Raw genomic sequence first — 25,576 nt, 5'->3', positions numbered from 1 at the left:
GTCGGCGCGGGACTCGCCATCGGCTCCGGCAGCCGGCGCTCCCGTGTCGCTGGGCGGGTGCTGCCGCCCGGTGTGCCGGTCTCGCTGTTCCCCTTCTACTGGCTCGTGGTGATGGCCTCGATCACCACGCAGGAGATCCTCCGGTTCCCGCCCCGGCTGGTGCCGGGGACCCATCTCCTGGAGAACATGCGCCAGGTGATCCACCGGATCGATTTCTTCGGTTCGCTGTTCAACACCGTCGTCGTCTCGGTGGCGGGCACGGTACTGGTGCTGTTCTTCGACTCCCTTGCCGCGTTCGCCTTCGCCAAGTACGAGTTCCCGGCGCGGAAGCCGCTGTTCGGCATCCTGTCGGCGACGTACATGATTCCCGGGCGACTCTCCCTCGTGGCCCGGTTCGTCACCATGGCCGACTTCGGCTGGGCCGGTTCGCTCAAGGCCCTCGTGATACCCGGGGCGGCCAACGCGTTCGGAATATTCTGGATGCGGCAGTATGCCCAGAACTCACTGCCCGACGAACTCCTGGACGCCGACGGATCGACGGGGCCAGTTTCTTCCGCCTGTACCCGCAGGTGGCCCTTCCGCTGTTCCGGCCGGAGCTCGCCTTCCTCGGCATCTTCACGTTCATCCAGCTCTGGAACGACCTACGCCGTGGTGAAGGCAGGCGCCTTGATGAGCGTGATCCCAGGGCGCGGCCCGAAGATGTGATCGGAAATGCCGTGAATGCCTCGCCTTCCCGTGCCCTTTGTGCGACAAAGTGGCCTTCTTTCTGCCTTCTGCCTTCCGGGTACGGGGAGGTGCGGCGTACACCCTGAGGAGATGTCCGCACCGGATATGCCAGATCCCATTTGACTGCGCTATATTTCACGCCTCAACTCCCTTCGCTCATAGGCGTTTTCCCCTCTCCCGCCCCGCGAATTCTTTTCGCCCTGGTCGGTACCCATCGTTTCCCCCTCCGTGATACGCCTCACTGAAAGCTTTCCATTCCGTGGCCATCACCCTGCACGAGGACCGGCCGCCCGCCGGTCGCCATGCAGCCGTTCCGTCCGGCAGCCTGTTCCGACGGATCTACGCACCGCGCACCAGCGACGCCCTGGCGTTCTCGATGTCGACGTACGCCATGCCGCTGCTGGTCCTGGCGATCACCCGGTCCTCGTCGCTGACGGGCCTGGCGTTCGCCCTGGAGTGGACACCGCGGATCGCCGCGTTCGTGCTGGCGGGCAATGTGGTGGACCGGCGTGGCGCGGCGATCGTGTGTTTCCTCGCCTCGCTGCTGCGGGCCCTGGTCCTTGCCGGGGCGGCGGTGGCGCTGGTGATGCTGCCGCGCGGCACCGCGGAGACGGTGACCGTGCTGGTGCTGGCCGCGGTGACCGGCACCCTCACCCAGTTCAGCTTCGTCGCCAACGAGGCCGTGGGCGCGATCGTCACCCGGCGGGCGGAGAACCGGCCCCACGGAGTGCAGTCGGTCCTCATCGGTATCGACCAGACCGCGATGCTCGTCGGCCCTCTGCTCGCGGGCTTCCTGCTGCTGGTCGGCCCAGGCTGGATGCTCGGCTGTCTGACCGGGCTGTCCCTGCTGGCGGCCGTGCTCGGACTCCAGACGCCGCCCACCCCGCTGCGTGCCGGACGGCCGGTCGGCGAACGCACCCCCGGCAGTCTGCGGACGGGGCTGCGCATGCTCCGCAAACTGCCCGCACTGCGCTGGCTGGTGGCGGGCCTGGCCTGCTCCAACCTCGCCCTGGGCCTGCTCCAGTCCGCGAGCCCGATCATCGTGGTCGAGAACTTCGGCCGCTCCTCCGCCGACGTCGGCACCCTGTGGTCCGCCGCGGCGGCGGCGACCCTGCTCGCGATCACCCTGTGCCGGCTCGCCCTGAGCCGCGTCGACCTGTGGGGCGTGGGAGTCGTCTGCGCGACGTTCGCCTCCGCGGCCTGCCTCGCCCTGCCCCAAGCCCCGTCGTACGCCGCCTACATGGTCCTCATCGCGCTGTTCATGGCGGGCGACGGCGGCCTCACCGTCGTCCTGCGCACGCTGCGCTCGCTGGTCATCCCGGCCACGGCCTTCGGCACCACGCTTTCCCTGACCATGCTGCTCCTGCTGCTGCCCTTCCCGGTGGCCGGCATCCTCGTCGCCGTCACCCCGCCGACCCGTCTCGACACGGTCGTCCTGTGCTGCGCCCTCGTCCAGGCGGCCGCCCTGGCCATCACCTTCGTACGGCTGCGCAACGAGCCGTCGCTACGCGCGTCCGCCGACCGGCCACCCCGCGCCATGCTCCCCACCGAGCCGTCGACGAAGCCGCGTTGACGGTCGGTGGCCTGCGGTAATTCGGTTGAACGCACACCGGGTGGGTGTGCAGGCTTGCGCGGTGCAGAAGGAACTGAACCCGGGTTGTCTGGACTGGGACGAGGTCGACCCCGCGCGTCATCCCTTCGACCACGGGTCGGCGGCGGAGGTGGTGCGCTCCCTCGGACCGGCCTGCCGGATGCCGACCCGCCCTGACCTCCCCTACAACAATTCCGCGCTGCACCGCTGGAGTTGGGACGTGGGGACGCCTTGGGCCGACGCCATGTCGTACGCCCTCGCCGAGCGCTACGGCGACTGGGCCGTGGGCTGGCGGTGGGCGCACGACGAGGGCGACTTCGACGGCGGCCCGGTCGGCAGCTGGTGCTGTGTGACGCACTCGTACACCACACCGGAGGAGACCCTCGACCGCGTGGCGTCGGGGCTGTGCGAATGGCGCGGCTGGCTGGAGCAGCTCGCCGGTCGGTTCGAGGCGTACCGGCTGGACCTGGCCGACGTGGCGGACCAGCGGATTCTCTGGGAATGCGCCGCACGCAACCTGATCTTCCAGGCGTACGACCGCACCGGCTCCGGCAGCGGCTGGTACGGGCACTGCCGTCAGGTGCTCACCTGGTTCCTCAGCCACTGGCGCGTAGACCCCGATGTGGCACAGGAGTTGGTCGACGAGGCGATCGACGGCCGGTTCAAGAGCTGGACCGGTCCCGACCGGGTCCTGGTCGACGACATCGCGGAGCGGCTCGCCGTCTCGCTACGGCCCGACGACGCCGTACGACCGCCGGCCCCCGGCCCCTTGCCGGACCATCTGCGGAGCTGGCTCGCGTCGCGCGAGACCGTGCCATGGGAGGACGCCCCGGACGGCGGCGGGGACGAGCCGGTCATTCCGTCGCGCGACGGCGCGGCGGAGTACATGCGCGCCTTCGACCGCACCGTGTCGGCCGCTCGCGGCGAGGGCCTGCTCACCGCCCTGGACCTGGTGCGGGCCGACGCGGCGCGCGGCGCCCGGCTCGACTTCGAGCTGCTGCGCGGCTGGCAGCAGCACGTCCTCGGCACACCCGGACCACCGTCGTTCCGCACCCTGCCGGCCTTCGCCAAGAAGGGCAGGGAGCGTTATGGCATCGGCCCGGACACCCGTGAACGCCTCGACGCCTGCCTGGCCGAGAGCGCGCGGGACGCCGACCGGCCCCTCCCGCTGACCGCGCGGGCCGCCCGCGTCTGCCTCGACGTGTGCTTCTTCCATCCCTTCGACGACGGCAACGCCCGCTCCGCCTTCCTCGCCCTGGTCTTCGTCCTGGCCCGCGAGGGCGTCGCCCTGGACTCGGTCACCCTGCTCCGCCGTATCAGCCACGCGGCCGACAACCCGCAGAGCGGGGTGATCATGTGCCGGTCCGTCGACCTCCACCTCAGGGAGACCCGGCGTCACGTCGCCTCAATCACCGTCTGAGTCGAGGTAGAGCCGGTGCAGCCGGTCCAGGGCGTCATGGTCGAGTTCCACGCCCAGGCCCGGTCCAGTGGGGACCTCGACCACGCCGTCACGCAGCTCCAGCACCCCGGGGACGATGACGTCGTCGGCCGAGTTCCACGGGTAGTGCGTGTCGCAGGAGTGGTCGAGGTTGGGGATGGCCGCCGCGACATGGGTCATGGCGGCGAGGCTGATGCCGAGGTGCGAGTTGGAGTGCAGCGACAGCCCGAGCCCGAACACCTCGCAGACGACGGCCAGTTCGCGGGTCCGGCGCAGTCCGCCCCAGTAGTGGTGGTCGGTGAGGAGGACCTGGATCGCGCGCTGCTCGATCGCGGGCCGCAGATGCTCCCAGGCGATCACACACATGTTGGTGGCCAGCGGAAGCGGTGACTCCTTGGCGACCTGGGCCATGCTGGGGATGGTGGCGGTCGGGTCCTCCAAGTACTCCAGGACCCCGTCCAGTTGGCGGGCCACGTACGTCGACGTCTCCGGCGTCCAGGCCGTGTTGGGGTCCAGCCGCAGCGGCTGCCCCGGGAAGGCCTCGGCCAGTGCCCTGATCGCGGCGATCTCTTCGTCGGGCGGGAAGACACCGCCCTTGAGCTTGAACGACCGGAAGCCGTACCGCTGTTGCATCAGCCGGGCCTGCTCGACGATCCCGGCCGGGTCCAGCGCCTCGCCCCAGTCGTCGCGCACCGCGGGCCTGCCGTCGAGGGCGGGGTGTTCGGCCCACTTGTAGAAGAGGTACGCGGCGAAGGGCACGGCGTCGCGGACCTTGCCGCCGAGCAGGTCGCTGACCGGGCGTCCGAGCAGCTTGCCCTGCGCGTCGAGACAGGCCACCTCCACCGCCGAGCTGGTCCAGCCGCGTTCGTGGGAGCTGGGGACGGTCGGCAGCAGGGCGGCGTCGATCGCGGCGACGAGGGCCGTCGTGTCGAAGACGTCCATGCCTGCGACGACCTTCGCCGCCGCCTCAAGTCGCTCCAGCCGGACCGAGCCGCCCGCGGACTCGCCGAGGCCCACGGTGCCGTCCTCCAGGAAGAGTTGGAGGACGCATCGGAGGGCCAGCGGCTCGTGGACACCGTTCGAGTTGAGGAGGGGCGGGTCGCGGAAGGCGATCGGAGTGACGATCAGCTCGCGTATCCGTGTCGCTGCCGTACTGCTCATGCGCCCAGCGCCTCCAGGCCATGGCTGATCAATGTCGTTCGCATCCTGCCCTGGTCCGGCGGATCACAGTCGCGTGTCTCAGGCCCAGGCCGTCACGGGCACGAACGAACTGTCCGTCCGGAAGAGGTCTGTGCCGTCCGTCGGGTCCACCCGCAGTTGGTAGTTGTAGTGGCGGAGGTAGTAACCGGGGTAGTTGTACGACTCGAAGCGCAGCGCACCGGTGGTGGCGCCCGTCCGGGCGTAGAACGTGGCGTCCCCGGCGAAGGTCGCCGTGCCGTCGTTGGCGTCGAACCGGCCCCGGAAGTCGTAGTGGCGCAGGTAGTTTCCGGCCGAGTCCCGGAAGGAGAAGCCGGTGGCGTCGGCGAGGCCGGCGACGACGGTGAACGTGGACGCCTGCTTCAGGGCCGTGGTGCTGGAGCCGGTCACCACCGGCAGGTTGAGCAGCGAGGACACCTCCTGCCAGTAGCGGGTCGTGTAGTTGGCGGACTGGAAGGAGCGGGTGACGCCGGTCGCGAGGCTCGGGCCGCCGGACACCGTCTCCTTGATGACCGTGAAGTGCCGTGCCGTACCGGAGAGCGTGGTCAGCGCGGCCGGCGCGGACCAGGTGGCGAAGGTGTCGTAGCTGTCGCTGTAGTAGTAACTGCCGTCGCCGTAGCCGTCGAAGAAGATCCGCCAGCCGCCGTTGTCGAGCTGCACCACCGAGGGGCCCTCGCGGTAGCTGCCCCAGTCGGCCCAGTCGCCGGTCTTCGAGATCGTGTAGGGGCCGGTGAGGCTGGTGGCGGTGCCGTACTCGATGTACTTCGCCGTCTCGTTCTTGGTGAAGGCGTGGTAGGTCGAGCCGATCCGCACGATGTACGTGTCGATGTGGTTCGAGCCGATGCCGGAGAGCGCGACCGGTGAACTCCACGCTGTCAGCGCGGAGTTGGACGCCTTCAGCCGGTACGGCGTGAAGATCCACTCGTCGTCGGTGGTGGAGCAGGACACGACGACGTTGACACTGCCGTCGGCGTCGACGAACCACTCGGGCGCCCACGCGCGCGACAGATTCGTGATCGGGACCGTGTAGTCGTACAGGAACGTCCAGTTGACCCGGTCGGCACTGCGGGCGAAGCCGATGGTGGTGCTGACGTCCTCCCAGGTGTGGGTGGTGTACGTCAGGTAGTAGTAGCCGTCGGTGTGCTTGAACACGCTCGCGTCGCGGATGCGGTTGCTCGGCGGGGTGTAGGCGGAGGCCTGGACGAGGCGGAAGTCGGTGGCGTCGTCGGACTGGTAGACGTTGACGGTGCCGTCGTCGCTGTTGAGGAACGGGACGATCGTGTAGCGGGTGGCGTAGCCGCTCGACGGGGCGGCGGCCAGGGCCGTGCCGAGCAGTCCGGGGGCCTCGCCCAGAGCGAGCGCCGAGGCAGGCAGGACGGCGAGCGCGCGCAGCAGGGTACGGCGGGACGGCGTGGGGGGACGTGTGGTCACGGGCGGCTCTCCCGGAGATTCGGATGTTCGTCATATCGAACGCAGTTCGTGAATTCGGTCAGAAGGTAGGGGTGGGTCAGGAACACGTCAATGGTTTGCGCAATGCTGGATGATCTCTGTGGGGCGTCTGTGGTGAAGGCCGAACCACCCGCACCCCGGGGGAAGTTGCCGCATCCGCACCACACCGGCCACCCGGACGTTACCGTTCGGTAGACCACGCGCTTCCGGAGGTGCCGTATGACGACCGACCGCTCCGCAGGCCTGGCCGAGTCCGCCCGCGCGCTGGCCGCCGGGGAGGTGACCGCACGAGCCCTGACCGAGGAGGCCCTGGCACGGATCGAGTCGACTCATGCCTCCCTGAACGCCTTTCGGATCGTACGGCGGGAAGCTGCACTCGCCGAGGCCGAGGCGGCGGACAAGCAACTGGCCGCCGGAGTACGCACACCGCTCCTCGGCGTGCCGGTCGCCGTCAAGGACGACATGGACGTGGCGGGCGAGCCGACCGCGTTCGGCTGCCGGGGCGAGTTCCCTCCGGTCACCGAGGACGGCGAGGCGGTACGGCGGCTGCGGGCGGCCGGTGCCGTGATCGTCGGGAAGACGAACACCTGCGAGTTCGGGCAGTGGCCGTTCACCGAGGGGCCCGCGTTCGGCGCGACCCGTAATCCGTGGAACTCCCGTCATACGCCCGGGGGTTCATCCGGTGGATCGGCGGCGGCGGTCGCCGCGGGGCTGGTCCCGGCCGCCCTCGGCTCGGACGGCGCCGGTTCGGTGCGCATCCCCGCCGCCTGGACGCACCTCATCGGCGTCAAACCGCAGCGCGGCCGCATCTCGACCTGGCCGCGCGGCGAGTCCTTCCACGGCATCACGGTGAACGGCACCCTCACCCGTACGGTCGCGGACGCGGCCCTGCTCATGGACGCGGCGAGCGGCAACCACGCGCGGGACCCGTACCGTCCGGCCGCGATCGGCATGACGGAGGCGGTGGGACGCGACCCCGGCCGACTGCGCATCGCCCTCTCCCTGAAGCCGCCGTTCACCGCCCTGCCCGCCCGGCTGCAACCGGAGGTGCGGGCCAGGGTCCTCGAACTCGCGGAGAAACTCGCCCGGTTGGGCCACACGGTCGTGGAGGACGATCCGCCGTACGGCCAGATCGGGTTGACCCTGATCCCGCGCGCCACCGCCGGAATCGCCCAGCGGGTCCGCGAGGCACCGCACCCCGAACTCCTCGACCGTCGCACCCTGGACGCCGCCCGCCTCGGCCGACTGCTCGCCGGGGCCCCGCTGCGGGCGGCCCGGCGTGCGGAGGCGGTCCTGCACGACCGGATCGGCGCGTTCTTCGGGATGTACGACGTAATCCTCGCGCCGACAACAGCCGCTCCCCCACCCCTCGTCGGCGCGATGCTCGACCTGAACGGCCTGGCCACCGACCGCGCGATGGTCGCCGCCTGCCCCTACGCCTGGCCGTGGAACGTCCTCGGCTGGCCCGGCGTCAACGTCCCCGCGGGTTTCGTGGCGGGCGGACTCCCGGTCGGCGCCCAGCTGTTGGGCCCGTCGAACAGCGAGCCTCTTCTGCTGTCCCTCGCAGCGCAGTTGGAGGCGGACCTGCGCTGGCACGAGAGGTGGCCGGAGCCGGTCACCGCGGATTCCCCGGCGGCATAGGCGGGTTGGGCCCGTACCCTGTGACCATGCAGGATGCGTCGATGGTCGGGCTGATGGGGCGGGTCACCGGGACGGTCGGGCCCGGGCTCGTCGGCGAGGTGATCGTCCGGGTGCGCGGAGGCGCCGAGCACTTCCTCGCGTACGCCGCCACGGGCACGGAGCGGATCGAACGGGGCACCGTGGTGATGGTCGTGGAGTACCTGCCGCCGAGGACGGTCTACGTCACGCAGGCATACGACAGTTGAGCCGCCTCCTTCGCAGGTGAGAGCGTTTCAGGGGCGTATGCGTCAAGATTGCAACAAGGATCCGTCAGCGTCTGTACCCCGGTGTCGCGCAGGCGCACACTCCCTTCGTTCGGTGCCGAAAGGGCACCATCAAAAGGGGGCGTATGCCGATGGTCATCGGCGTCGTAGCGGGGGTGGCGCTTGTCGCCGTTCTCGCACTGATAGGCCTGTTCAAGTCGATGTGGCGGGTCGCGGAACCCAACGAGGCACTCATCATCTCGGGTTCCAAGCACCGCACCGAAGGCCTTGAAGAAGGCATGGGATTCCGCATCGTCACAGGGCGCGGCACGCTGGTGCTGCCCGGTGTGCAGGCGGTGCGCAAGATCTCGCTGGACCTCAACGAGACCGAGCTGCACGTGGATTGTGTGACCACGCAGGGCATTCCGCTCAAGGTGCGGGGCGTGGTCATCTTCAAGGTCGGCGACGACTTCGTGTCGATCGCCAACGCGGGACGTCGTTTCCTGGATCAGCAGAAGATGATGTCGGAGCGGGTGCACAACGTGTTCGCCGGTCATCTCCGGTCCATCGTGGGCGGGTTGACGGTCGAGGACATGATCCGCGACCGGGAGAAGCTGACGGGGCAGACCCGTGCCGCGTGCGGTACGGAGATGGAGAAACTGGGTCTGATCGTGGACTCGCTGCAGATCCACGAGATCGAGGACCCGACCGGCTACATCAAGAACCTCGCGATGCCGCACGCGGCGGCCGTGCAGCGGGACGCGCGCATCGCGCAGGCCGAGGCCAACCGGCTGGCCACCGAGGCCGAACAGAAGGCCGCGGCACGGATGTCGGAGGCCACCCGGGACAGCGAGATCCTCCAGGCCGGCTACCAGGCCGAGCGCGACAAGGCGGCGGCGAAGGCCCGGCAGGCCGGACCCCTCGCGGACGCCGCAGCCCGGCAGGACGTCGTCGTCCAGGAGACCCGGATCGCCGAACTCGACGCCCTGCGCCGGGAACAGCAGCTCCAGGCGGACGTCCGCAAGCCCGCGGACGCCCAGGCGTACGAGACCCGGGCCCGCGCCGAGGCCGAGCGCGACGCGCGGATCTCCGCGGCCCAAGCGAAGGCCAAGGAGACCGAGTTGGCGGCCCTGGCCGAGGCGAGCCGGATCAAGACGGCCGCGAACGCCGAGGCCGAGGCGACCCAGGCACGGGGTGCCGCGGCCGCGACGGCCACCAGGGCCACCGGTGAGGCGGAGGCCGCCGCCGCCCAGGCGAAGGGCCTCGCCGCCGCCGAGGCGACCCGGGCCCAGGGTCTCGCCGAGGCGGAGGCCATCAAGGCGCGGGCCGCTGCCCTCGCCGAGAACCAGGAGGCCGTGGTCGCGCAGCAACTGGCCGAGAACTGGCCGGAGATCGTGCGGGCCGGCGCGTCCGCGTTCGGCAGCGTCGACAACATGGTGGTCCTCAACGGGGCCGACGGCATGGCGGAGATGCTCGCCAAGGCACTCACGATGGGCGGTACGGGCCTCGGTCTGGCCCGCCAGCTGCTCTCCTCGATGAACCAGAACGGGCCGACCCCGAACGGGACTTCGGCCCTGAACGGAGTCACGGCGCCGCCGTCGCAGAAGGTGCCTGTGGAGAAGGAGTAGCGGTGATCGTCTGACGGGCGCCCGGCGTCCGAGGTCACGGAGGCACGTTCTAAGGTGCCTCCGTGACCGCCTTTACCGATGAGAACGTTCCGGGCCGCTTCGGCCCCTCCGCCACCACCGAGGCCGACCCGCGCGAGGTCGGCAGGGTCCGTACCGAGTACTCCCCCGCGCACGACGGCGACCCGGACCCCGGTGAGATCGTCTGGACCTGGGTGCCGTTCGAGGAGAACGACGGCCGGGGCAAGGACCGCCCGGTCCTCGTCGTGGCCCGTGAGCCCGGCGGGACCCTGCTCGCCGTCCAGCTCTCCAGCAAGCGCCACGACGGCGACCGCGAGTGGGTGGCGATCGGCAGCGGCCCCTGGGACAAGTCCGGCCGTGACTCGTGGGTCGACGTGGACCGCGTCCTGCGTCTGCACGAGGACGGCATGCGCCGGGAGGCCTGCGCGATCGACCAGATGCGCTTCAACCTCGTCCGGCACCGGCTGCACGAGCGCTACGGCTGGACCTGAGCGGCCCGTACGGCCTGATCTGAGGGGCTAGCTCAGGAGCTGGCGCTCCGGAAAGGCCCGTACGAACGCGTCCCGGACCGTCGCACGCGGTGTGCGGTCCAGGACGCCGAACACCACGTGCTCGAAGGCCGCGGCGAACCGTCCGCCCGGCCCGAGCAGCGTGTGGAAGGCGCCCGCGACCTGCGCCGGGTCGTTCTGGAAGACCCCGCAGCCCCAGGCGCCCAGGACCAGCCGCCGGTAGCCGTGCAGGACGGCCGTCTCCAGCACCCGCTCCGCCCGTACGGCGATGGCGTGCGGCAGTTCGGCCGCGCGCTCGGCTGCCGTGCGCAGGACGACCCCGGCGTTCGGTGCGGCGGCGGTCAGGAATCCGGCGGTGTACGGCTCGTCCAGGAGGCGGCCCTTGTCGTCGCGGAAGACGGGGACGGCCGGTGAGTGGATGACCCGGTCCGTGTAGAACGGGTCGCGGTGGGCGCGGTGATGGTCGTAGAAACCGCGGGCTTCCAGCAGGCACGTGTACAGCGCGGAGGCGCGGCACAGGGCCTCTTCCTGGGCCTGCGCGCCCTTGAGGAAACCGCCGCCCGGGTTGCGGGCCGAGGCGAAGTTCAGGACGGCGACCGGGCCGGTCAGGCGGCGGGCGGCTTCCAGGCTGCTCTCGCCGGTGACCTCGAAGAGCGTCTCCGCGGGCGAGAACGGCGGTATCCGCACCGGTTCCGGTCCGTACAGGCGCGTGCCCGCGCGGGCCGCCTCGGTCTCGGCGGCGATGGACACCTCGTGCCCGTCCGCCGCGCGGTAGGTCCCGGCCGCGACGATCTGCTCGGTCTGCTGCGCGATGCCGCGCAGGCGCGCGCTCATGGCATAACCCCCGTGTACGCCATGGGCGCGCGCCCCGCGATCTCCCCCGTGTTCTCCCCCGTCGTGCTCATACACGCATCCTGAGCGATGCTGGTCGTGCGGTGCAACGGAGTTTCCGGGGACCGCGAACGGCCGGAGAACCAGAGATTACCGATCCCGAACGTGCCGATACGCACCCTTGTGCGAAGCGACGCGAGGGTCTTGGGTGGGACGAGTGTGCCGGCCCGGACCCTGTCCGACACCTGGCCGGTGGCATGGTGGAATCTCAGGAGGATCCCGACATGTCCGATACGGCAAGTGACTGTAGCGACTGTACGGAGCCCCGTACCGCGGTCACCGAACCCGAGGTGGAGGCCCTGGTCAGGGGCATCTGCTTCAAGACCGGTCCGCCCCGCACGCTCGGGGTCGAAGTGGAATGGCTCGTCCACGAGCTGCGCCTGCCGCAGCTCCCCGTGACACCCGAAAGACTCGAAGCGGCCTACGCCGCGTTGAAGACCGTGCCTCTGAGGTCGGCGCTCACTGTCGAGCCCGGCGGCCAGCTGGAACTCAGCTCGTCGCCCGCCGCCTCTCTGATGGAGTGCATCGGTTCCGTCTCCGAAGACCTGGACGCCGTCCGCGCGGTGCTGCGCCGCGACGGCCTGGGGCTGGTCGGTGTCGGCCATGATCCCTGGCATCCGCCGCGCCGGTTCCTGCACGAGCCGCGCTACGACGCCATGGAGGCGTGCCTCGACCGCACCGGCCCCGCGGGCCGTCGCATGATGTGCACCTCGGCGTCCGTGCAGGTGTGTCTGGACGCCGGCTACGAGGAGCCCGGTCCGCTCGGCCTCGGGCGGCGCTGGTGGCTGGCGCACCAGCTGGGCGCGGTCCTGGTGGCCGCGTTCGCCAACTCCCCGCTGGTCGGCCGCAGCCCCACCGGCTGGCGCTCCACCCGGCAGCTGATCTGGATGGAGATCGGCCCCGGCCGCGCGGGCGGTCCGACCCTGGACGCGGAGCCGCGCGACGCCTGGACCGATCATGTCCTGGACTCGCCGGTGATGTGCATACGGCAGGACAGCGGCCCGTGGGAGGTCCCGGAGGAGCTGACGTTCCGGGAGTGGATCAGGTCGGGGGCGCCCAGGCCGCCGACCCGTGAGGATCTCGACTACCACGTCTCGACGCTGTTCCCGCCGGTCAGACCGCGTGGCCATCTCGAACTGCGCATGATCGACGCGCAGCCCGGGGACGACGGCTGGATCGTGCCGCTGGCCGTGACGACGGCGCTGTTCGACGACCCCGAGGCCGCCGAGACCGCCTACCGGGCCGTGAAGCCGCTGGCCGAACGGACCCAGGGGCTGCCCGCGCCGCACAATCCGCTGTGGATCGACGCGGCCCGCTATGGGCTGTCCGACCCGGAGCTGCATGAGGTCGCCCTCGTCTGCTTCGCGGCGGCACTGGAGGCCCTGCCCGGGCTCGGCGCCACCGCCGGGGTCACGGACGCCGTCCGCGCGTACTTCGACCGCTATGTCGTCCGGGGCCGCTGCCCCGCCGACGATCTGCTCGACCGCGTGCGTGGCACGGACAGCCGCCCGCACGGGAAGGACATCCGCACATGACCGACGCCGACACCGCCGCCGACACCCCTGCTGACATCGATATCGAGGCGCTCAGGCAACGGGCGTTGACCACCCTGACCACGGCCCGGGACCGCACCACGCTCCTCACGAGCTGTGTGGACGAGCCCGAACTCACCGCCCAGGTCTCGCCGTTGATGTCCCCGCTGGTCTGGGACCTCGCACACATCGGCAACCAGGAAGAACTGTGGCTGCTGCGCGCCGTCGGCGGCCGGGACGCGATGCGGCCCGACATCGACGGCCTCTACGACGCGTTCGAGCACCCGCGTTCCGAACGCCCCTCGCTGCCCCTGCTGCCGCCCGCCGAGGCCCGCCACTACGCGGCCGAGGTGCGCGGCCGGGTGACGGACGTACTGGAGAGCCACGCCTTCCGCGGGACGCGGCTCACCGACATGGGTTTCGCCTTCGGGATGGTCGCCCAGCACGAACAGCAGCACGACGAAACGATGTTGATCACCCATCAGCTCCGCACGGGCCCGCAGGCGTTGACGGCTCCCGACCCGGAGCCGATGCCCCTGTTCACCGGCCCGTCCGAAGTCCTCGTCCCCGGCGGCCCGTTCACGATGGGCACCTCGACGGAGCCGTGGGCCCTGGACAACGAACGGCCCGCGCACCGGCGGGAGGTGGCGCCCTTCCACATCGACACCACACCGGTCACGAACGGCGCGTATCTGGCGTTCATCGAGGACGGCGGCTACGACGACCCGCGCTGGTGGACGACGGAGGGATGGGCCCACATCCGCCGCAACTCCCTTACGGCGCCCGGGTTCTGGCGCCGGGAGGCGGGTCAGTGGCTGCGCCGCAGGTTCGGCGTCACGGAGGCCGTACCGCTCGACGAGCCGGTGGTGCACGTCTGTTGGTACGAGGCCGACGCCTACGCCCGCTGGGCCGGACGCCGGCTGCCCACCGAGGCCGAGTGGGAGAAGGCGGCCCGCCACGACCCGACGGCCGACCGCTCGATGCGCTACCCGTGGGGCGACGCCGATCCGGCTCCCGAGCACGCCAACCTCGGCCAACGGCACCTGCGTCCGGCCCCCGCCGGCAGCTATCCCGCGGGCGAGTCACCGCTCGGCGTACGCCAGTTGATCGGTGACGTGTGGGAGTGGACGTCGAGCGACTTCCTGCCCTACCCGGGCTTCAAGGCGTTCCCGTACAAGGAGTACTCGGAGGTGTTCTTCGGCCCCGAGTACAAGGTGCTGCGGGGCGGTTCGTTCGCCGTGGACGAGGTGGCCTGCCGGGGCACGTTCCGCAACTGGGACTATCCGATCCGGCGGCAGATCTTCTCCGGCTTCCGTACGGCCCGCTCGGGGGCCGTCTGATGTGCCGTCACCTGGCGTACCTGGGACCCGAGGAACCGCTCGGCCGGCTCCTCGTGGACCCGGAGCACAGCCTGTACCGGCAGTCCTGGGAGCCCCGGCGGCAGCGGTACGGGACGGTCAACGCCGATGGTTTCGGGGTGGGTTGGTACGCCGAGGGCGATCCGGTGCCGGGCCGCTACCGGCGGGCCGTGCCCATCTGGGGCGACCAGTCCTTCGCCGATCTGGCCCGCGTGGTCCGCTCGGGGGCGCTGCTGGCCGCCGTACGGGACGCGACGTTCGCGGGTGCCGATGGGGAGGCCGCCTCGGCGCCGTTCGCCGCGGGCCCCTGGCTGTTCAGCCACAACGGCGCCGTCACCGGCTGGCCGCAGACCCTGGCCGCCCTGGCCCAACGCCTGCCGCCGGTGGACCTGTTGTCCCTGGAGGCCCGCTGCGACTCGGCCCTCGTCTGGGCGCTGCTCCTGAACCGGCTCCGGGCGGGCGACGAGGAGGGCCAGGCGCTGGCCGACACGGTGGTGGAGGTCGCCGCGGCGGCCCCCGGTTCCCGCCTCAACCTCCTTCTCACCGACGGCGAGACGATCGCCGCGACGGCCTGGGGCGACACCCTCTGGTACCTCTCGGAACCCGGCCGCCGCACGGTCGTGGCCTCCGAGCCCTACGACGACGACCCGCACTGGCAGGAGGCCCCCGACCGCACTCTGCTCACCGCAACCCGCACGGAGGTCCTCCTCACCCCCCTGAAGGACCTGGCACCCGCACCGTCGAAGGAGCCCCGCACGTGAGTCCGTTCCTTCTCACCCGCACCCTGCCCGAGGACGCCACCGACGCGGCTCTGCGCGCCGACGTCCTGGAGGGCCTCACCAGCACCCCGAAGACGCTCCCGCCGAAGTGGTTCTACGACGCCCACGGCAGCGAACTCTTCGAGCAGATCACCGAGTTGCCCGAGTACTACCCTACGCGCGCCGAGCGGGAGATCCTCGTCGACCGCGCGGCCGAGATCGCCGCCGCGACCGGCGCCCGCACGCTCGTCGAGCTGGGCTCCGGGTCCTCGGACAAGACACGTCACCTGCTCGACGCGCTGACCGGCCTGGCCGTGTACGTCCCCGTCGACGTCAGCGAGAGCGCGCTCACGCAGGCCGGGCACGCCCTCATCGAGGAACGCCCGGGTCTCGATGTCCACGCCCTGATCGCCGACTTCACCGGCGACCTCACCCTGCCGGAGACACCGGGCCCGCGCCTCCTGGCGTTCCTGGGCGGCACGATCGGCAACCTGCTCCCGGCGGAACGCGCCACGTTCTTCGCGGGCCTGCGCTCACTCCTCTCCCCCGGCGACGCGCTCCTGCTCGGCACGGACCTGGTGAAGGACGAGCAGGTCCTGGTCAGGGCGTACGACGACGCGGCCGGGGTGACGGCCGCGTTCAACAAGAACGTCCTGACCGTGGTCGACCGCGAACTCGGCGCCGATTTCGACGCCGGCGCGTTCGACCACGTCGCCCTCTGGGACGCCGACAACGAGTGGATCGAGATGCGGCTGCGGTCCCGCACGGACCAGACCGTGAAGATCCCCGCGCTCGATCTCGCCGTCGACTTCACGGCCGGCGAGGAACTCCGCACCGAGATCTCGGCGAAGTTCCGCAAGGAGGGCGTGCGGTCCGAACTGGCCGCCACCGGGCTGGAGTTGACCCACTGGTGGACCGACCGGGAAGGACGTTTCGCGCTGTCACTGAGCGTGGTGCGCTGACGACCGGTGACGGGCCGTCTCGCGCACTGCCGCGCCGTGGGGCACGGTGGAGTAACGCGTGACGCGCCCGTCACGGCCGAGAGGAGTACCCGCATGTCCAACCACACGTACCGGGTCACCGAGATCGTCGGCACCTCTCACGAGGGCATCGACCAGGCCATCCGCAACGGCGTCGCCCGCGCCGCGCAGACCCTGCGCGGCCTGGACTGGTTCGAGGTGACCCAGGTCAGGGGCCAGATCGAGAACGGGCAGATCGAGCACTTCCAGGTCGGCCTGAAGGTCGGCTTCCGCATCGAGGACGAGGACTGACCTCCGCAAGGACGAGAGCCCTCAGGTCCGGCCCTCCCCCTCCTGTGCCGCCTCCAGCGCGGCGGAGGGGGAGGTCCAGCGGGCCCGTACGACCCTGAACCCGGCCCGTTCGGCGTCGGCGCAAACCAGCTCGTCGTCGTCCACGAGGACCCGGATGTCGCGGTCGCGGGCGAGCTGCCTGAGTTTCTCCAGCTTGGTGCGCCGGGCGGGCCTGCGGTCGTCGTTGCGCCGCATGAGGACCCGCCCCTCGGGCAGCCCCTGCGCGGCGAGCCAGGCGAGCGTGTCGCGCCGGCAGCGTTCGGGCCGCCCGGTCAGATAGACGACCTCGCACTCCTCGGCGTACTCCAGGGCCAGCGCGATGCCCTCCGCCAACGGCGGGTCCTGCGGCGCGGCGCCGAAGAAGCCGTCCCAGTCGCGCGGCCTCTGCTCCAGGAACCGTTGCCGGTGCGCCGTGTCGGCGAGGGTGTTGTCGAGGTCGAACACGGCGAGCGGCGGGCGCTTGTTGTCGGCGATCACACGCCCACCCTAGACAGAGCCCGCACCCCGGCAACGACCGCCCGAGGCCCTGGCCTCATGCTTCTCACATGTCTGCCGCCACTCCCGCCCCCCGTACGTTCCTGATCGGCGCCGCCCGCGAGCGGCCCTGCACCCTGGTCGTCTGCCGGGGCTGCTGCTGCGGCGACCCGCGCAAGCACCCCGGCACCGACCACGCCTGGCAGCTGGAACGGCTGCGCGCGGGTGCCGCCGAGCACGGTTTCGCCGTGCGTACGACGGACTGCCTGGGCCCCTGCGACCAGGCCAACGTGATCGTCGTCCAGCCGTCGGCCGCGGGGCGGCGGTCCGGTGGACGGCCGATCTGGGTCGGGTTCGCGATGGACGACGACTGCACGGAGGAAGTCCTGGAGTGGACGGCGGCGGGCGGACCGGGCATGGCCGCGCCGCCCGTCACGCTGGAGCTGCAGTTCATCGACCCGCCCCGGGACGCACGCGTCCGGTCGCGGCGGTGAGGAGCCCGCACGGAACCTCCACGTGCGGGAACGGGAATGCCGGAGCCTCCCCGGCGTTGACCCTGATGTGAGTTCAGTGATCGCCTCGACCCCCTTCTCCGTCCTCGACCGGTCCCGCACCCGCGAGGGGCATCCGCCCGCCGAGGCGCTGCGCGACACCGTGCGGTTCGCGCGGGAGGTCGAGGAGCTGGGCTATCACCGGTTCTGGGTGTCGGAGCACCACGGCGTGCCCGGGGTCGCCGGTTCCGCGCCGACCGTGCTGGCCGCCGCCGTCGCCTCGGCGACCCGGAGCATCCGGGTCGGCACGGGCGGGGTGATGCTGCCCAATCACCAACCCCTGGTCGTGGCCGAGCAGTTCGGGGTGCTGGAGTCGCTGTTCCCGGGCCGGATCGACATGGGACTCGGCCGCTCGGTCGGCTTCACCGACGGCGTGCGCAAGGCGTTGGGCCGCGACAAGGACGACGCCGACGACTTCGCCGGACAACTCGACGAACTCCTCGACTGGTTCCGGGGTACGTCACCCACCGGCGCCCACGCGCGGCCCTCGGAGGGCCTGAGCGTCCCGCCGTTCGTGCTCGCGATGGGCGAGGGCGCCGACATCGCGGCCCGCGCGGGCCTGCCGATGGTGATCGGCGACCTCCGCAACCGCGACAAGATGCGGCGCGGCATCGACCACTACCGCGCCCGCTTCCGCCCCTCCCTGTGGGCCGCGCAGCCGTATGTCGTCATCTCGGGCACGATCGCGGTGGCCGCCATCCCCGAGGCGGCCCGGCGGCTGCTCGTCCCGGAGGCCTGGTCGATGGCGTACTCGCGCACCCACGGCACCTTCCCGCCGCTGCCCCCCGCCGAGCGCGTGGAGCAACTGCCCATGACCGACAAGGAGTTCGGTTTCTACGAGGCCGGGCTCACCGGACAGCTCGCGGGCACCGAGGAACAGGTGGCCCACGAGCTGGAGACGGTGCTGAAGGAGACGGCGGCCGACGAGGTGCTCGTCACCACCAGCACCTACGACCGCGAAGCCCTGCTGGACTCCTACCGGCGGCTCGCCTCGCTCATGGCGTGAGCACCATCCGGAAGCGCGCGGCGCCGGACAGCATCCGCTCGTAGGCCTCCCCGGCCTGGTCCAGGGGGACGGTCTCCACCATCGGGCGGATGTTGTGCAGGGCGCTGAAGGCAAGCGTGTCCTGCACGTCCTGCGCGGTGCCGGAGGGATGGCCCCGAACCACCTTGGCGCTCATGAGCAGTTGGAGCGGGCTGATCCCCAACGGGGCGGTGTCCGCCCCGATGACCACCAGCTCGCCGCGGGGCCGCAGCCCCTCCACGGTCGCCGTGGCGGCGTCGGAGTTGCCCGCCGTGGCCAGCACTACCTTGGCACCGCCGAGTGCCTTCAGCGCGTCCGCGACATCCGTGTCCGCCGTACTGTCGACGTAGTGGTGTGCGCCCAACTGCTTGGCGAAATCGGCCTTTTCGGCACCCCGCGCGATCGCCACGGTCTCGAATCCCATGGCCGCCGCGTACTGCACGCCCAGGTGACCGAGGCCGCCGAGTCCGAGGATGGCCACCAGATCGCCCGGCCCCGCGGAACTTCGCCGCAGCCCGTTGAACGTGGTCACGCCCGCGCACCCCATGGGCGCGGCGACACTCGCCGACAGGCTGTCGGGGATCCGGGCGAGCGCGTCGACCGGTGCCACGGCCATCTCCGCGAAGCCGCCGTCGTAGGCCCAGCCGGGCACCTTCATGTTCTCGCAGACGATGAAGTCGCCCTGCCTGCACGGGGTGCAGTGGCCGCAGCTGCCGCCGAACCAGCCGACGGAGACCCGGTCGCCGGCCCGCCAGCCGCTGTCCGAGGCGCCCTCGCCGAGCGCGTCGATGTGTCCGGCGATCTCATGCCCGGTGACGAGCGGGAACCGTACGCCCGGTACTCCGGCGTTCACGAAGAAGGTGTCGCTGTGGCAGATCCCGCAGGCCTCCACGGCGATCCGCACATGGCCCGGTCCCGGCTCCGGCACGTCCCGCTCGACGATCGTGAACTCGCCGCCGGCCGCGCCCACTTGCGCGACTCGATAACTGCTCATACCTGTCTCCCAGAGGGGTGCGAATGCGACTGGGCTAGTGCTCGGCCGCTTGGCGTGCCCTGATCTCGATCGAGCCGTCGCTCGCGTCGACCTGTGCCTGGTCGCCCGCGTTCAACTCGCCCGCGAGCAGCATGTCGGCGAGCCGGTCGTCGACCTCGCGCTGGATGGTGCGGCGCAACGGGCGGGCGCCGAAGTCGGGTTGGTAGCCGAGGTTCGCCAGCAGGTCCGCCGCCGCGTCGGTGACCTCCAGGGTGACGTCCTGCGCGTGCAGCCTGCGCCGGGTGTGTTCCAGCAACAGGTCGACGATGTCGCGGAGTTGGGCGCGTTCCAGGCCGCGGAAGACGATGATCTCGTCGATGCGGTTGAGGAACTCGGGGCGGAAGTGCTGGTTCAGGACCGGCATCACGGTCTCGCGGACCTTGGCGTAGTCGTCGACACCCGCGGCGAGGATACGGTCGGCGCCGATGTTCGACGTCATGATCACTACGGTGTTCTTGAAGTCGACCGTGCGCCCCTGCGAGTCGGTGAGCCGTCCGTCGTCGAGGAGTTGCAGCAGCGTGTTGAAGACGTCGGGATGCGCCTTCTCGACCTCGTCGAGCAGCAGCACGGCGTACGGCTGCCTGCGGACGGCCTCGGTGAGCTGCCCGGCCTCGTCGTGGCCGACGTATCCGGGAGGCGCTCCGACCAGGCGGGAGACGGTGTGCCGTTCCTGGAACTCGCTCATGTCGAGGCGGATCATGCGGCTCTCGTCGCCGAAGAGGGCCGCGGCGAGCGCGCGGGCCAGTTCCGTCTTGCCGACGCCGGTGGGCCCGAGGAAGAGGAAGCTGCCGATGGGCCGGTTCGGGTCGCTCATGCCGGCGCGAGCACGGCGTACCGCGCGGGCGACGGCGGTGATGGCCTCGTCCTGGCCGACGACCCGCTCGTGGAGGTGCTCCTCCAGCTTCATCAGCCGGGCGCGTTCCTCCTCGGTGAGCTGGGCGACGGGGATGCCCGTGGTGCGGGAGACGACCTCGGCGATGTCCTCGGCGGTGACCTTCGGCGCCTGCTCCTCCGCGGAGCCGCCCGCTTTCAACTCGGCCTCGGTTTCCCTGATCCGGTCGCGGATCTCCTTGGCCCGCTCGTACTCCTCGTCGGCGACGGCCTGGTCCTTCTCGCGGTTCAGGGCGGCGAGCCGGTCCTCGACCTCGCGGGTGTCGGAGAGCGGGGTCTTGGCGCGCAGCCGTACGCGTGCCGCGGCCTGGTCCATCAGGTCGATGGCTTTGTCGGGCAGGAAGCGCGCGGTGATGTACCGGTCGGACAGCTCGGCCGCCGCGACGACGGCCTCGTCGGTGATACGGACCTGGTGGTGGGCCTCGTAGCGGTCGCGCAGGCCGCGCAGGATCTCGATGGTGTCGTCGACGGTCGGTTCGCCGATCAGGATGGGCGCGAAGCGGCGTTCCAGCGCGGAGTCCTTCTCGATGTACTTGCGGTACTCGTCGACGGTGGTGGCACCGATGAGGTGCAACTGCCCACGGGCCAGGGCGGGTTTGAGCATGTTGCCCGCGTCCAGCGCACCGTCCCCACCGCCACCCGCGCCGACGACGGTGTGCAACTCGTCGAGGAACAGCACCAGTTCGTCACCGTGCTCGCTCACCTCGTCGAGGAGTTTCTTCAGCCGCTCCTCGAACTCGCCCCGGTACTTGGTGCCGGCGACCATCCCGGCCAGGTCCAGGGAGACGAGCCGCTTGCCTTCGAGGGTCTTCGGTACATCACCGGCGACGATCCGCTGGGCGATGCCCTCGACGACGGCGGTCTTGCCGACGCCGGGGTCGCCGATGAGGACGGGGTTGTTCTTGCTGCGCCGGGACAGCACCTCGATGGTCTGCTCGACCTCGTCGTCCCGCCCGATCACCGGGTCGAGCCGCCCGGCACGGGCGTCCTCGGTGAGGTCACGCCCGTACTCGTCGACGGTGGGCGTACCGCTCGGCCGCTTGCGCTCGGGCTCGGAACCGGTGGGCACCCGGTCACCCTCCCAGCCGCTGCCCGCGAGAGCCTGTCCGGCGGCCGACTCGGGGTTGGCGGCCAGGGCCCGCAGCAGGTGTTCGGGGCCGATGTACGAGGAGTCCTCGGCGCGGGAGATCTGGTACGCGTCGAGCAGGGCCCGCTTGGCGGCCGGGGTGAGCGTGGTGGGCTCGGTCTTCGGGCCGGCCTCGGCCCCGGCGGTCAGCCGTTCCCGGATCCGGTCGGGGTCCGCGCCCGCCTCGGCGAGCAGCCGCCTGGTCGACTCCTGCTCGGTGGCGGCGGCCAGCAGATGCCGGGCATCGAGTTCCTCGCTGCCTTCGACGGCGGCGATGTCCCGCGCCTGGGCCACCAGCTCACGGGCCCGTTCGGACAGCAGACTCCCGATGTCGACGCGCTGGGTCCGGCGCGGCGGTGCCGCCGGCCCCGAACCGCCGAAATACCGGGACATCAGCTCGTCGAATTCCTCGAAGGGGCTGCGTCCGAAACCGAATCCGGGAGTAGTCATGGCCACGGACCTTCCATGCGGCAACTGGGCGGCGACTGGCATCCGTGTCTTCCAACGTGGCACAGCGCGGACACCCGCGCACCCCCGCAGGTCAGCGGGCGGCACCGGGAGTGCTCGCATAGACTCGCCGGGTCATGCACAGCCCTCGCGCTCCCCGCACCCGCCACATCCCCGACTCCTACGTCCGTGTCCGCGACGCCCGCGAGCACAATCTCCAGGGCGTCGACGTCGACATCCCGCGGGACGTGTTGACCGTGTTCACAGGCGTCTCCGGCTCCGGAAAGTCGTCCCTCGCGTTCGGCACGATCTATGCGGAGGCCCAGCGCCGCTACTTCGAGTCGGTGGCGCCGTACGCCCGCCGTCTGATCCACCAGGTAGGCGCGCCGAAAGTCGGCGAGATCACCGGCCTGCCCCCGGCGGTCTCCCTCCAGCAGCGCCGCTCGACCCCCACCTCGCGCTCCTCGGTGGGGACGGTCACCAACCTCTCGAACTCCCTCCGGATGCTGTTCTCCCGAGCGGGCGACTACCCACCCGGCGCGGAACACCTCGACTCGGACGCCTTCTCCCCCAACACGGCGGCGGGCGCATGCCCGGAGTGCCACGGCCTGGGCCGGGTCCACCGCACCACCGAGGAGTCCCTCGTCCCCGACCCCTCCCTCTCGATCCGCGAGGGCGCGATCGCCGCGTGGCCGGGCGCCTGGCAGGGCAAGAACCTGCGCGACATCCTCGACACGCTCGGTTACGACGTGGACGTGCCGTGGCGCGAACTCCCCGCCGACGAGCGGAAGTGGATCCTGTTCACGGACGAGCAACCGGTGGTCACGGTCCACCCCATCCGGGACGCGGACCGCATCCAACGCCCGTACCAGGGCACGTACATGAGCGCCCACCGCTACGTCATGAAGACGTTCGCGGACACGAAGAGCCCCACCCTCCGCACCAAGACGGAACGCTTCCTGACGAGCTCCCCCTGCCCGGTCTGCGGAGGCAGCAGACTGCGCGCCGAGTCCCTGGCGGTGACGATCGCGGGCCGCACGATCGCCGACCTGGCCGCGCTGCCACTCGCGGAGTTGGCGAACACACTCCACGGCTCATCGGAGGCGGCACGCGTCCTCACCGAGGACCTCACCTCCCGCATCGCCCCGATCCTCGAACTCGGCCTCGGTTACCTCAGCCTGGACCGCGCGACCCCCACCCTCTCGGCAGGCGAGCTCCAACGCCTGCGCCTGGCAACCCAGTTGAGGTCCGGCCTCTTCGGTGTCGTCTACGTCCTGGACGAACCGTCCGCCGGCCTGCACCCCGCGGACACGGAGGCCCTGCTCACGGTCCTGGACCGGCTGAAAGCCGCGGGCAACTCGGTGTTCGTGGTGGAGCACCACCTGGACGTCATGCGCGCCGCCGACTGGCTGGTGGACGTGGGCCCGCTGGCCGGCGAGCACGGCGGACAGGTACTGCACAGCGGACCGGTGGCGGAGCTTGCGGCGGTGCAGGAATCGGCGACGGCCCGTTTCCTCTTCGACGACTCCCCCACGCCGCCCCGCGAAGTCCGTTCGCCACGAGGCGAGTTGAAGGTGGGCCCGGTGACGCGGCACAACCTGCGTGACGTGACGGCGGAGTTCCCCCTGGGCCTGTTCACAGCGGTAACCGGCGTCTCGGGCTCAGGCAAATCCACGCTGATCGGCGAGATCACCGAGGAACTCCCGGGCGTGGTCCGCCTGGTGTCGGTGGACCAGAAGCCGATCGGCCGCACCCCCCGCTCGAACCTGGCGACGTACACCGGCCTCTTCGACGTCGTCCGCAAGGTGTTCGCGTCGACGGACGAAGCACGCCAACGGGGTTACGGCGTAGGCCGGTTCTCCTTCAACGTGACGGGCGGCCGCTGCGAGACCTGCCAGGGCGAGGGCTTCGTCAGCGTCGAGTTGCTCTTCCTCCCCAGCACCTACGCGCCCTGCCCGGACTGCGGCGGGGCCCGCTACAACCCCGAGACGCTCCAAGTGACGTACCGCGAACGGAACATCGCGCAGGTCCTCGACCTGACGGTGGAGAGCGCGGCGGAGTTCTTCGCGGACACTCCGGCCGTGGCCCGCAGCCTGACCACACTCCTGGACGTGGGCCTCGGCTACCTCCATCTGGGCCAGCCGGCCACCGAGTTGTCCGGCGGCGAGGCCCAACGCATCAAACTGGCCGCGGAGTTGCAGCGCGGCCGACGCGGCCACACCCTCTACCTCCTCGACGAGCCGACAACCGGCCTCCACCCGGCCGACGTAGAGGTCCTCCTCCGCCAACTCCACGGCCTGGTCGACGCCGGCCACACCGTGATCGTGGTCGAGCACGACATGACGGTGGTGGCGGGGGCGGACTGGGTGATCGACTTGGGCCCCGGTGGAGGAGACGAGGGGGGCAGGATCGTGGCGGCGGGCCCGCCGAGGAAGGTAGCAGGGGCGAGCGACAGCGCAACGGCCCCCTACCTGGCAAACGCGCTGGCGTAGACGCCCTTCCTTTAGGGGCGCGGGGAACTGCGCGACCAGCCCCCACGCACCCGCGGCCAACCAACTACCTCTGAAGCCCGGCAACCCACTCCCGAGGCAACCCATAAGTGTCATGGAGGTAGCGAAAGTCCTCCTCACTCAACACCCCCCGAAACTCCGGCCGAGACAACACCCGCCGCCCCCGCTCAAGCAGTTGAGAGAACCGCCGCTCCTCATTCAGCAACACCCCTCGCACAGTGCCGGTACCAACAAGCTCCCCCGGCAAGTCGGACAACGTACGCGAGTCATCACCCCGCCACAGAACCGTGAGCAGCCGCCGAATCAACCGCCGCACCACATACCCACGCCCGGTGTTGGAAGGCCGTACCCCCTCCCCCAGGACGACAACACTCGACCGAAGATGATCACAGACCACCCGCATCGAGCGCTCGTCCAGCTCCCACAGCAGCGAAACCGTCCGCGTCCACGGCTCGAACAGATCCGTCTCATAGACCGACCGCCGCCCCTGAAGGACAGACACAAGCCGCTCCAACCCCATCCCGGTATCAACGCTCACCTGCCGCAACGGAACGAGCCCACCGTCCTCACCCCGCTCCAGCCGCATGTGCACGTGGTTCCAGATCTCCACCCAGCGCGAATCACTGGTCGGGGTCCCCTCCGGCGGCCCGTCCCCGGTCCAGAAAAAGATCTCCGAGTCAGGCCCACAGGGCCCCACAGGCCCGTTGGACCACCAGTTCTCGTCCCGGGTCGACTCAACCGGCACACCCAACTCCCGCCAGGTGTCCAGCGATTCAAGGTCGGGGCCCACCTGCTCATCGCCGCCGAAGACAGTGCCGTACAACCTCTCGCGCGGGATACCGAAGCCGTCCCGCAGCAGCTCGTACCCCCAACGCAGGCTCTGCGGATGGCCGTAGTCGCCCAACGACCATGAGCCGAGCATCTCGAACACGGTCAGATGGGTGAGGTCGCCGACCTCGTCGAGATCCGTGGTGCGCAGACAGCGCTGGACGTTGACGAGCCGCCGTCCCTGTGGATGCGGGCGGCCCTGGAGATACGGCGTGAGCGGGTGCATGCCGGACGTGGTGAAGAGGACCGGGTCCGAGGGCGGCGGCAGGAGCGAGCTGCCGGTGATCAGCTCGTGTCCGCGTTCGCGGTAGAAGTCGAGGAACGTACGGACGACGTCGTCGGTGTTCATGGCGGTGAGTCCTTCGTGGGTCGGGTGGAGACCGGAAGGGACCGCGGGGCAGCGC

At 70.7% G+C, this 25,576-nt stretch carries 22 protein-coding genes; 15 read left to right on the top strand and 7 right to left on the bottom strand.

Going from position 1 to position 25,576, the window contains the following annotated elements; genetic code table 11:
* The first annotated feature begins 57 nt into the window (after positions 1 to 57).
* The 3 genes from ACGFY9_RS21195 to ACGFY9_RS21185 all read left to right on the top strand — a co-directional run bounded on the left by ACGFY9_RS21195 (position 58) and on the right by ACGFY9_RS21185 (position 3,737).
* Positions 58 to 705, top strand: coding sequence for a carbohydrate ABC transporter permease (locus ACGFY9_RS21195; protein ID WP_393756175.1), 648 nt, complete (start codon positions 58 to 60; stop codon positions 703 to 705).
* A 280-nt stretch (positions 706 to 985) separates the two neighbouring features.
* Complete coding sequence (locus tag ACGFY9_RS21190) at positions 986 to 2,299, top strand: MFS transporter (RefSeq protein WP_393756173.1); 1,314 nt, start codon at positions 986 to 988, stop codon at positions 2,297 to 2,299.
* A gap of 61 nt (positions 2,300 to 2,360) precedes the next feature.
* Positions 2,361 to 3,737, top strand: a complete 1,377-nt coding sequence (locus tag ACGFY9_RS21185) for a Fic family protein (protein WP_393756171.1) — start codon at positions 2,361 to 2,363, stop codon at positions 3,735 to 3,737.
* Here ACGFY9_RS21185 and ACGFY9_RS21180 read toward each other — a convergent pair.
* Together ACGFY9_RS21180 and ACGFY9_RS21175 are read right to left on the bottom strand one after the other, a co-directional pair.
* On the bottom strand, positions 3,723 to 4,916 hold the full coding sequence (locus tag ACGFY9_RS21180; protein ID WP_393756169.1) for a glucarate dehydratase family protein: 1,194 nt from the start codon (positions 4,914 to 4,916) through the stop codon (positions 3,723 to 3,725). The two genes, ACGFY9_RS21185 and ACGFY9_RS21180, sit on opposite strands and share 15 nt — an antisense overlap.
* 78 nt (positions 4,917 to 4,994) lie before the next feature.
* A complete protein-coding gene (locus ACGFY9_RS21175) occupies positions 4,995 to 6,383 on the bottom strand; it encodes a glycoside hydrolase family 43 protein (protein ID WP_393756167.1) in 1,389 nt (462 codons plus the stop codon).
* 237 nt (positions 6,384 to 6,620) lie between these two features.
* Between ACGFY9_RS21175 and ACGFY9_RS21170 the strand changes: the two genes are divergently transcribed.
* From ACGFY9_RS21170 to ACGFY9_RS21155, 4 genes are all read left to right on the top strand, one after another.
* The gene (locus ACGFY9_RS21170; protein ID WP_393756165.1) at positions 6,621 to 8,042 is read left to right on the top strand and encodes an amidase; all 1,422 of its coding nucleotides are present in this window, start codon (positions 6,621 to 6,623) and stop codon (positions 8,040 to 8,042) included.
* A 26-nt stretch (positions 8,043 to 8,068) separates the two neighbouring features.
* A complete protein-coding gene (locus ACGFY9_RS21165; RefSeq protein WP_393756163.1) occupies positions 8,069 to 8,287 on the top strand; it encodes a hypothetical protein in 219 nt (72 codons plus the stop codon).
* Positions 8,288 to 8,430: 143 nt separating this feature from the next.
* Positions 8,431 to 9,912 (top strand): flotillin family protein, encoded by a 1,482-nt coding sequence (locus ACGFY9_RS21160; protein WP_393756161.1) that lies wholly within the window; start codon positions 8,431 to 8,433, stop codon positions 9,910 to 9,912.
* Positions 9,913 to 9,974: 62 nt separating this feature from the next.
* On the top strand, positions 9,975 to 10,421 hold the full coding sequence (locus tag ACGFY9_RS21155; protein ID WP_362977667.1) for a type II toxin-antitoxin system PemK/MazF family toxin: 447 nt from the start codon (positions 9,975 to 9,977) through the stop codon (positions 10,419 to 10,421).
* Between the two features lie 27 nt (positions 10,422 to 10,448).
* Here ACGFY9_RS21155 and ACGFY9_RS21150 read toward each other — a convergent pair whose 3' ends face one another.
* Positions 10,449 to 11,273 carry a TIGR02452 family protein gene (locus ACGFY9_RS21150; RefSeq protein WP_393756159.1) on the bottom strand — a complete coding sequence of 275 codons (825 nt, stop codon included), beginning with the start codon at positions 11,271 to 11,273 and terminating at the stop codon, positions 10,449 to 10,451.
* A 281-nt stretch (positions 11,274 to 11,554) separates the two neighbouring features.
* Here ACGFY9_RS21150 and egtA point away from each other — a divergent pair, with 281 nt between their 5' ends.
* The 5 genes from egtA to ACGFY9_RS21125 all read left to right on the top strand — a co-directional run bounded on the left by egtA (position 11,555) and on the right by ACGFY9_RS21125 (position 16,249).
* Positions 11,555 to 12,865: an ergothioneine biosynthesis glutamate--cysteine ligase EgtA gene (gene egtA / locus ACGFY9_RS21145; RefSeq protein WP_393756157.1), complete on the top strand. Its 1,311-nt coding sequence runs from the start codon at positions 11,555 to 11,557 to the stop codon at positions 12,863 to 12,865.
* Positions 12,862 to 14,202 (top strand): ergothioneine biosynthesis protein EgtB, encoded by a 1,341-nt coding sequence (gene egtB, locus ACGFY9_RS21140; RefSeq protein ID WP_393756155.1) that lies wholly within the window; start codon positions 12,862 to 12,864, stop codon positions 14,200 to 14,202. The genes egtA and egtB overlap by 4 nt, the downstream gene beginning before the upstream one ends.
* Positions 14,202 to 14,981: an ergothioneine biosynthesis protein EgtC gene (gene egtC, locus ACGFY9_RS21135; protein WP_393756153.1), complete on the top strand. Its 780-nt coding sequence runs from the start codon at positions 14,202 to 14,204 to the stop codon at positions 14,979 to 14,981. Before egtB ends, egtC begins: the two co-directional genes overlap by 1 nt.
* Positions 14,978 to 15,940 carry an L-histidine N(alpha)-methyltransferase gene (gene egtD, locus ACGFY9_RS21130; RefSeq protein WP_393756151.1) on the top strand — a complete coding sequence of 321 codons (963 nt, stop codon included), beginning with the start codon at positions 14,978 to 14,980 and terminating at the stop codon, positions 15,938 to 15,940. The genes egtC and egtD overlap by 4 nt, the downstream gene beginning before the upstream one ends.
* A 93-nt stretch (positions 15,941 to 16,033) precedes the next feature.
* Positions 16,034 to 16,249 (top strand): dodecin, encoded by a 216-nt coding sequence (locus ACGFY9_RS21125; protein WP_043670721.1) that lies wholly within the window; start codon positions 16,034 to 16,036, stop codon positions 16,247 to 16,249.
* A 21-nt stretch (positions 16,250 to 16,270) separates the two neighbouring features.
* Here ACGFY9_RS21125 and ACGFY9_RS21120 read toward each other — a convergent pair whose 3' ends face one another.
* Positions 16,271 to 16,762, bottom strand: coding sequence for a hypothetical protein (locus ACGFY9_RS21120; protein ID WP_393756694.1), 492 nt, complete (start codon positions 16,760 to 16,762; stop codon positions 16,271 to 16,273).
* 71 nt (positions 16,763 to 16,833) lie between these two features.
* Between ACGFY9_RS21120 and ACGFY9_RS21115 the strand changes: the two genes are divergently transcribed.
* Together ACGFY9_RS21115 and ACGFY9_RS21110 are read left to right on the top strand one after the other, a co-directional pair.
* Complete coding sequence (locus ACGFY9_RS21115; RefSeq protein WP_393756149.1) at positions 16,834 to 17,256, top strand: (2Fe-2S) ferredoxin domain-containing protein; 423 nt, start codon at positions 16,834 to 16,836, stop codon at positions 17,254 to 17,256.
* Positions 17,257 to 17,323: 67 nt separating this feature from the next.
* Positions 17,324 to 18,319, top strand: a complete 996-nt coding sequence (locus ACGFY9_RS21110) for an LLM class flavin-dependent oxidoreductase (protein WP_393756147.1) — start codon at positions 17,324 to 17,326, stop codon at positions 18,317 to 18,319.
* Here the strand turns inward: ACGFY9_RS21110 and ACGFY9_RS21105 are convergent.
* Both ACGFY9_RS21105 and ACGFY9_RS21100 read right to left on the bottom strand, forming a co-directional pair.
* Positions 18,309 to 19,331 carry an alcohol dehydrogenase gene (locus ACGFY9_RS21105; RefSeq protein ID WP_393756146.1) on the bottom strand — a complete coding sequence of 341 codons (1,023 nt, stop codon included), beginning with the start codon at positions 19,329 to 19,331 and terminating at the stop codon, positions 18,309 to 18,311. The genes ACGFY9_RS21110 and ACGFY9_RS21105 overlap by 11 nt on opposite strands.
* Before the next feature lie 34 nt (positions 19,332 to 19,365).
* Complete coding sequence (locus ACGFY9_RS21100; RefSeq protein WP_393756144.1) at positions 19,366 to 21,837, bottom strand: ATP-dependent Clp protease ATP-binding subunit; 2,472 nt, start codon at positions 21,835 to 21,837, stop codon at positions 19,366 to 19,368.
* Positions 21,838 to 21,971: 134 nt separating this feature from the next.
* On the opposite strand from ACGFY9_RS21100, the gene ACGFY9_RS21095 reads away from it, so the two are divergent.
* The gene (locus ACGFY9_RS21095; RefSeq protein ID WP_393756142.1) at positions 21,972 to 24,326 is read left to right on the top strand and encodes an ATP-binding cassette domain-containing protein; all 2,355 of its coding nucleotides are present in this window, start codon (positions 21,972 to 21,974) and stop codon (positions 24,324 to 24,326) included.
* A gap of 64 nt (positions 24,327 to 24,390) precedes the next feature.
* Here ACGFY9_RS21095 and ACGFY9_RS21090 read toward each other — a convergent pair whose 3' ends face one another.
* Positions 24,391 to 25,521, bottom strand: coding sequence for an alanine--tRNA ligase-related protein (locus tag ACGFY9_RS21090; RefSeq protein ID WP_393756140.1), 1,131 nt, complete (start codon positions 25,519 to 25,521; stop codon positions 24,391 to 24,393).
* Positions 25,522 to 25,576 lie beyond the last annotated feature (55 nt).

The organism is Streptomyces sp. NPDC048504, from assembly GCF_043200035.1.
Lineage (GTDB): Bacteria > Actinomycetota > Actinomycetes > Streptomycetales > Streptomycetaceae > Streptomyces.
This window is presented reverse-complemented; position numbering and strand designations above follow the sequence as displayed.

Coding starts and splice junctions, on each gene's coding strand:
- ACGFY9_RS21180 (WP_393756169.1), bottom strand. CDS start 4,916: ATGAGCAGTACGGCAGCGACACGGATACGCGAGCTGATCGTCACTCCG.
- ACGFY9_RS21170 (WP_393756165.1), top strand. CDS start 6,621: ATGACGACCGACCGCTCCGCAGGCCTGGCCGAGTCCGCCCGCGCGCTG.
- ACGFY9_RS21165 (WP_393756163.1), top strand. CDS start 8,069: ATGCAGGATGCGTCGATGGTCGGGCTGATGGGGCGGGTCACCGGGACG.
- ACGFY9_RS21160 (WP_393756161.1), top strand. CDS start 8,431: ATGCCGATGGTCATCGGCGTCGTAGCGGGGGTGGCGCTTGTCGCCGTT.
- ACGFY9_RS21150 (WP_393756159.1), bottom strand. CDS start 11,273: ATGAGCGCGCGCCTGCGCGGCATCGCGCAGCAGACCGAGCAGATCGTC.
- egtA (WP_393756157.1), top strand. CDS start 11,555: ATGTCCGATACGGCAAGTGACTGTAGCGACTGTACGGAGCCCCGTACC.
- egtB (WP_393756155.1), top strand. CDS start 12,862: ATGACCGACGCCGACACCGCCGCCGACACCCCTGCTGACATCGATATC.
- egtC (WP_393756153.1), top strand. CDS start 14,202: ATGTGCCGTCACCTGGCGTACCTGGGACCCGAGGAACCGCTCGGCCGG.
- ACGFY9_RS21125 (WP_043670721.1), top strand. CDS start 16,034: ATGTCCAACCACACGTACCGGGTCACCGAGATCGTCGGCACCTCTCAC.
- ACGFY9_RS21115 (WP_393756149.1), top strand. CDS start 16,834: ATGTCTGCCGCCACTCCCGCCCCCCGTACGTTCCTGATCGGCGCCGCC.
- ACGFY9_RS21105 (WP_393756146.1), bottom strand. CDS start 19,331: ATGAGCAGTTATCGAGTCGCGCAAGTGGGCGCGGCCGGCGGCGAGTTC.
- ACGFY9_RS21100 (WP_393756144.1), bottom strand. CDS start 21,837: ATGACTACTCCCGGATTCGGTTTCGGACGCAGCCCCTTCGAGGAATTC.
- ACGFY9_RS21095 (WP_393756142.1), top strand. CDS start 21,972: ATGCACAGCCCTCGCGCTCCCCGCACCCGCCACATCCCCGACTCCTAC.
- ACGFY9_RS21090 (WP_393756140.1), bottom strand. CDS start 25,521: ATGAACACCGACGACGTCGTCCGTACGTTCCTCGACTTCTACCGCGAA.